Below are 5,130 nucleotides of genomic sequence, written 5' to 3' on the forward strand. Positions count from 1 at the left end.
GCCCTGCGCGACGCGGGCGGCGAGCAGCACCCCGGCGGACGGCGCGAGGCCGCCGGCCAGCGAGGCCACCGTGAATATCACGATCCCGGCGAGGAACACGCGGCGGCGGCCCAGGATGTCACCGGCCCGGCCGCCGAGCAGCAGCAGCCCGCCGAACGTCAGCGTGTACGCGTTCAGCACCCAGGACAGGCTGGTGGCGGAGAAGTGCAGTCCCGATTGGATGTGCGGCAGCGCGATGTTCACCACGGTCGCGTCCAGGATGATCATCAGCTGGGCGCCGAGCATAATCGTCAGCGCGACGCCAGCCCGGCCGTCCCCGCGACGAACGGCGCCACTCGCGGTAGGATGAGGAAAGATTCGGAGGTCCACTCCGGTTACTATACGGAGAGTCCCTCCGTTTTGGCAAACCGATTTAATGATGAGCTGATGAGCACTACTGACGAGGCCCGCCTCGACGCGGGCGAAGAGCCGCGGATGCGCGCTGACGCGCGGCGCAGCCGCGCCAAGCTCCTTGAGGCGGCGACCGCCGCCTTCGCCGAGCACGGCGCCGACGCGCCGCTCGACGACATCGCCCGGCGGGCCGGCGTTGGCATCGGCACGCTGTACCGGCACTTCCCGACGCGGGTCGACCTGCAGGCCGCGGTGTACCGCAGCCAGGTGCAGACGGTCTGCGAGGCCGCAGACGAGCTGCTCGTCAGCACCTCCCCCGAGCAGGCCCTGCTCGGCTGGGTGCACGCGCTGGGCGCCTACCTGGTCACCAAGCGCGGCCTGGCGCACGCGCTGATCAGCGCGGTCGGCAAGGACTCCGAGCTGATGAACGGCTGCATGGTGGCGATGCGGGACGCCGCGGGCCGGCTGGTCGCCAACGCACAGCAGGCCGGGGTGCTCCGCCCCGACGTGACGGAGCGGGACCTGCTCCGCCTCGTGCACGGCATCGTGGTAGCCACCGAGCAGTCGCCGGAGGACACCGACCGGCTAATGGCCCTCATGCTCGACGGCCTGCGGTCCCGCCCGGCCGCCGGCTAAGCCCGCCGCGCTAGACGGTGGGCGGCCGGTACTCGTACGGCGTGCTCAGCACGACCGTGGTCCTGGTGGACACGTTCGCGATGCTGCGGATCTGCTGAAGCAGGTCCTCGAGCGCCGTCGGGGAGGCGACTCGCACCTTCAGGATGTAGTTCTCCTCGCCCGCCACGCTGTGGCAGGCCTCGATCGCCGTGAGATCAGCCAGCCTGCTCGGCAGGTCGTCGGGGGCGGCCGGGTCGAATGGCTTTATCGACACGAAGGCGGTCAGCGGCAGCCCTATGACGTCCGCATTACACAGCGCGATGTACCCGGTGATGACTCCCTCGGCCTCGAGGCGCCGGACGCGCTGGTGCACCGCCGACACCGAAAGGCCTGCCTGCCTGGCGAGTTCCGTGAAGCTCATGCGCCCGTTGCGGGACAGCAGCGACACGATCTTGCGGTCGATCTCTTCCACCCACGACAACTTAACGTGATTTCTTCCGGCTGGACGGGTCGCGCGGTAACGGATTTATCTCGGGATGGATCTGGGCGCCCCGTGCGTTGCACGGCGAAAGACACTGGTACGTGGTGGGAGACTGGAAGCATGCAGCAGCCGGAAGAACTCTACGAACTGGATCCCGCGGTGACGCCGGACGTGAACGGCGCGGCGATGCTCGTGCACCTGGAGGGGTTCATGGACGCCGGCGCGGCTGGGCGCCTGGTCACCGAGCACCTTCTTGACACGTTCGAGCACACGACGGTCGCGAGATTCGACACCGACCGGCTCCTCGACTACCGGTCACGGCGGCCGCTGATGACGTTCGACGACGGCCACTGGGAGAGCTACGACCAGCCGGAACTGTCCGTCTACCTGCTGTCGGACGTGGGCGGTAAGCAGTTCCTGCTGCTCACCGGCCCTGAGCCGGACCACGAATGGGAGCTGTTCGTCGCGGCGACCCGGTCGCTCGCGGAGCGGCTCGGAGCCGGCCCGATGATCACGTACTTCGGCGTCCCGATGGGGATACCGCACACCCGGCCGCTCGGCGTGATCACGCATGCCACCCGTCCCGGGCTGGTCACCACCCGGGTTCCGCTGCCCAGCAAGCTCCAGGTCCCGGCTAGCGCGGCCGCGCTGATGGAGTTCCGGTTCGGCGAGGCGGGGCGGGACGCGATTGGCTTCGTCGTCCAGGTGCCGCACTACCTGGCCCAGGCCGCGTACCCGACCGCGGCACTCACCCTGCTCGACTCGGTGTGCGAAGTCACCGGGCTCGACCTGCCCGCGCTCGAGTTGCGCGAGGCCGCCGACCAGACCAACACGCTGATCGACCGGCAGGTCGCCGAGTCCTCTGAGGTCGCCGAGCTGGTACACGGCCTCGAGCAGCAGTACGACGCGGCGCTCGCGTCGTCCGACGGGGAGCTGCTCGCCGAGGGCGAGCAGATGCCGACCGCGGATGAGCTCGCCGAGCAGTTCGAGCAGTTCCTCGCCGAACAGCAGCGGGGCGGCGACTCGCCGGAGCGCTGATTTCCCGTTACACGATCACCAGGTCGGTGGGCGCGTTATTCAGCCGCTCGCGGCCGGTCTCGGTGCAGACCACGATGTCCTCGATACGCGCGCCGTGCGGCCCCGGGTAGATGCCCGGCTCGACGGAGAAGGCCATCCCCGGTTCGAGTTCCGTGACGTTGCCCTCGACGATGTACGGGTCCTCGTGGCTTTCCAGGCCGATGCCGTGGCCGGTGCGGTGGATGAACCAGTCGCCGTACCCGGCGGCGGCGATGATGCCGCGCGCCACCCGGTCCACCTCCTGCGCCTGGACGCCGGGCCCGGCCGCGTCGCAGGCCTGGTCTTGCGCGTCCTTGAGCACCGCGTAGTACTTCGTGAAGTCGGCGGGCGGCTCGCCGATCGCGTAGGTCCGCGTGCAGTCCGAGCAGTACCCCGACGGCATCGTGCCGCCGATGTCGACGACCACGACGTCGCCCTGCTGCATCACCCGGTCGGAGACCTCGTGGTGCGGGCTGGCGGCGTTCGGCCCTGAGCCGACGATCACGAAGTCCACCGTGGCGTGCCCCTCGCCCAGGATGGCCTCGGCGATCTTCACCCCGGCCTGCCGCTCGGTGGTCCCTGGCCTGAGCCACTGCGGGACGCGCGCGTGCACCCGGTCAATGGCCTGGCCAGCCTCGCGCAGCGCCTGCACTTCGGCCGCCGACTTGCGGACCCGCAGCGGGGACAGCACCTCGCTGGCCAGGTGCTGCTCGGCACCGGGGAAGATCCCGGCGAACTGCAGGACGTGCAGCGCCCACATCCGGTCGGACAACGCCACTGACTCCGGGCGCTGCAGCCTGTTCTTGATTATCCCGAACGGGCTCGTCGTTTCCCCCCAGCTCACCATCTCCACGCCGAGGCCGGACGCCGGGGAGGCCTGCGCCGCCTTCAGCTCGAGCTGCGGCACCAGCAGGAACGGGTCGCCCTCCGCCGGGATCACAAGGCAGGTCAGCCGCTCGAGCTGCTTGGCGTCGTAGCCGGTCACGTAGCGCAGGTCCGGGCCCGGGGTCAGCAGCAGGGCGCCGATACCCTTGCCGCGCACCGCTTCGGCAACCGCGCGGAGCCGGCCGGCCGGGTAAAGGGCGGGGGCTGGCCAAAGGGGGATGCCCCCCTGCGACCCCCCGGGGTCGGTGGTCACGAGTCTCCCCTTTCTGTGACAGCCGCGCGGAAGCGGGTGAGCGATGACCCGAGGCCGAGAGCGACGCCGATCTCGGTGAGCTCCTCCTGGTCGGGCGGCCTGGCCGGCAGGCGGCCGTCGATGTCATCGGGCAGCGGCACGCCTCTTGCTGTTATCACGACGGAGGGGGCGACGTCCAGGTAGTCGCGGGCGGCCTCGAGCTTCTTGCGCGTGCCCGGCGGGAAGCCGCCGTGGCCCAGGTCGAGGGCCTTCTGGATGCCGTCGATGCTGCCGAACGCCCGGATGAGCGTGGCGGCGGTCTTCTCGCCGATGCCGGGCACGCCCGGCAGGCCGTCGCTCGGGTCACCGCGCAGCACTGCGAAGTCCGCGTAGGCCTTGCCGGGGATGTCGTACTTCTTCTCGACTTCGGACTCGGTGACCGGTTCGAGCTTGGCCAGCCCGCGGATCGTGTAGAGAATCCGGATCTGGCGGTCGTCGTCGACGAGCTGGAACAGGTCCCTGTCACCGGTGACCACCTCGACTGGCGTGCGAGCGCGGTCCGCCAGGGTGGCGATGATGTCGTCGGCCTCGTAGCCCTCGTGTTCGGCCATGGCGATCCCGGCGGCGGTCAGCACCTGGGTGATCAGCGGGACCTGCACGGCCAGGCCCGGCGGGGTCTGCTCGGTCCCGTCCGGCTCCGCCCGGTGCGCCTTGTACGACGGGATGGCGCTGACCCGGAACGCGGGACGCCAGTCCGCGTCCAGGCAGGCCACCAGCCGCTCCGGCGACCGGTCCCTGACGAGCCTGGCGATCGCGTCGAGCAGCCCGCGGATCGCGTTGACCGGCGTGCCGTCCGGCGCCGTCACCGTCTCCGGCATCCCGTAGAACGCCCGGTAGTACAGCGACGCCGTGTCCAGCAGCATCAGCGAGCCCACCCGGCCATCCTGCCACGTCCCGTCCCCGGCTGGGCCGGCGCGGGCACGGGACCGCGTGCGGCATACTTTTCCGGTGCCGATTCAACGCTGGCGATGCCCGGTCATGCTCCAGGTCAAGTCGGTCGTCGTCGCGGCGGCCGGCGTCGTGGTGGCGGGGGTGTTCTTCCCGCTCTGGTTCGGCGTACCGGTCATGGTCATCCTCGGCGGCTGGGGCCTTGGCATGGCCGTTAGGCCCGCCGAGGTGGTACTCGATCAGGACGCGGGGACGCTGATGTTCCGGGTGGGCCTCATCGCGCGGCGGGTTCGGCTGGCGAACGTGACCGCGATGCTGGCCGACGGGGCCAAGGTGACCATCGCCAGGTCCGACGGCGGCGAGATCTCCATCTACGCCTGGCGCAAGAGCCTCCTGGACCGCTGGCTGCGGATCCCGGTGGTGGCCGACGACGTGGCGCACGCCATCTCCAAGGCGGCCACCGCCGCGCACAGCGCCGCCCAGGAGCAGCCCACCGCCGACGCCGCCGCGGAGGTCCGGCCTG

Annotated in this window: 7 protein-coding genes; 3 read left to right on the forward strand and 4 right to left on the reverse strand. The window is 70.5% G+C overall.

The window, feature by feature from the left end; all coding sequences use genetic code 11:
- Window positions 1-285 (reverse strand): MFS transporter (locus tag WA805_RS24240; RefSeq protein ID WP_425238478.1); only part of this gene is annotated, 285 nt, incomplete at its 3' end.
- Window positions 286-426: 141 nt separating this feature from the next.
- Between WA805_RS24240 and WA805_RS24245 the strand changes: the two genes are divergently transcribed.
- The gene (locus tag WA805_RS24245; RefSeq protein ID WP_422272044.1) at window positions 427-1,026 is read left to right on the forward strand and encodes a TetR/AcrR family transcriptional regulator; all 600 of its coding nucleotides are present in this window, start codon (window positions 427-429) and stop codon (window positions 1,024-1,026) included.
- Window positions 1,027-1,036: 10 nt separating this feature from the next.
- Here WA805_RS24245 and WA805_RS24250 read toward each other — a convergent pair whose 3' ends face one another.
- Entirely contained in the window at window positions 1,037-1,477 is a 441-nt protein-coding gene (locus tag WA805_RS24250; protein ID WP_422286829.1) for an Lrp/AsnC family transcriptional regulator, read from the reverse strand.
- 129 nt (window positions 1,478-1,606) lie between these two features.
- Between WA805_RS24250 and WA805_RS24255 the strand changes: the two genes are divergently transcribed.
- Entirely contained in the window at window positions 1,607-2,524 is a 918-nt protein-coding gene (locus WA805_RS24255) for a PAC2 family protein (protein ID WP_422271259.1), read from the forward strand.
- A gap of 7 nt (window positions 2,525-2,531) precedes the next feature.
- On the opposite strand, the gene WA805_RS24260 is transcribed toward WA805_RS24255, so the two are convergent.
- Both WA805_RS24260 and WA805_RS24265 read right to left on the reverse strand, forming a co-directional pair.
- Window positions 2,532-3,680, reverse strand: coding sequence for a M24 family metallopeptidase (locus WA805_RS24260; RefSeq protein WP_425238479.1), 1,149 nt, complete (start codon window positions 3,678-3,680; stop codon window positions 2,532-2,534).
- Window positions 3,677-4,594: a 5'-3' exonuclease gene (locus WA805_RS24265; protein ID WP_422286828.1), complete on the reverse strand. Its 918-nt coding sequence runs from the start codon at window positions 4,592-4,594 to the stop codon at window positions 3,677-3,679. Before WA805_RS24265 ends, WA805_RS24260 begins: the two co-directional genes overlap by 4 nt.
- 73 nt (window positions 4,595-4,667) lie before the next feature.
- Here WA805_RS24265 and WA805_RS24270 point away from each other — a divergent pair.
- The coding region (locus WA805_RS24270) for a hypothetical protein (protein WP_425243484.1) at window positions 4,668-5,130 on the forward strand (463 nt) is incomplete at its 3' end.

This window comes from Trebonia sp. (assembly GCF_049794275.1).
Taxonomy (GTDB): Bacteria; Actinomycetota; Actinomycetes; order Streptosporangiales; family Streptosporangiaceae; genus Trebonia.